This window comes from Vibrio sp. 1727 (assembly GCF_033344415.1).
GTDB classification, from domain to species: Bacteria; Pseudomonadota; Gammaproteobacteria; order Enterobacterales; family Vibrionaceae; genus Vibrio; species Vibrio alginolyticus.
In genome coordinates this window covers 1-691 of sequence record NZ_JAWPOT010000282.1, presented here as the reverse complement: position 1 = coordinate 691, position 691 = coordinate 1, and the positions used below count along the sequence as shown (strand labels likewise).

At 47.5% G+C, this 691-nt stretch carries 1 protein-coding gene; it reads right to left on the bottom strand.

What is annotated here, in order from left to right:
- The coding region (gene mltF / locus R8O10_RS25250; RefSeq protein ID WP_318191961.1) for a membrane-bound lytic murein transglycosylase MltF at window positions 1–691 on the bottom strand (691 nt) is incomplete at both ends.

The following is a 691-nucleotide window of genomic DNA, read 5'->3' as shown; positions in this document are numbered from 1 at the left end:
ACGAGCGTAGCCATAACGAGTTTGGCTGTAGTAACGCTTTTGTCGTAACAGCGGTAGTCGGTCTTTTACATCTGCCCATGCGTTTGGATCGCCACCTTGTGCCTTGGTTAATCGACGCGCGTCCATCATGTGGCCATAACCAATATTGTACGATGCCAATGCAAACCAAATTTTTTCATGTTCGTTAATCGTATCAGGTACGCGAGCGACAATGCGACGCAGGTATTCCACACCACCACGAACAGATTGTTCTGGGTTTAGACGATCGGTTACACCAACACTTTTCGCAGTTGGTAAAGTCAGCATCATCATGCCACGAACACCCGTAGGCGATTTTGCTTTTGGTTTCCAATGAGATTCTTGGTAGGCCAAAGCCGCGATTAAACGCCAATCAAACTCTTCGCTGTATTTTTGGAACAGCGGAGCCCATCTCGGCAACTTATCATCAAGAGCACGAATAAAGGCACGCGTGTCCACGTAGTCAAACGCTTCAATATGGCCAATGTACTTCTCTTCAAGAGAAGCTAGCTCGCCAGATTGTTTGATATTGCCGAAAAACTCAATCAGCATCGCATACAAGCTCTCATCCTCTGAGCGGCGAGTAAACCATGATACTGGTTGATCTTCGGTGAGCTCAAAAGCAAGCGCTAAATCTGGATACAGGCGTTGCGCGAGAGACAGCTCTACGGAA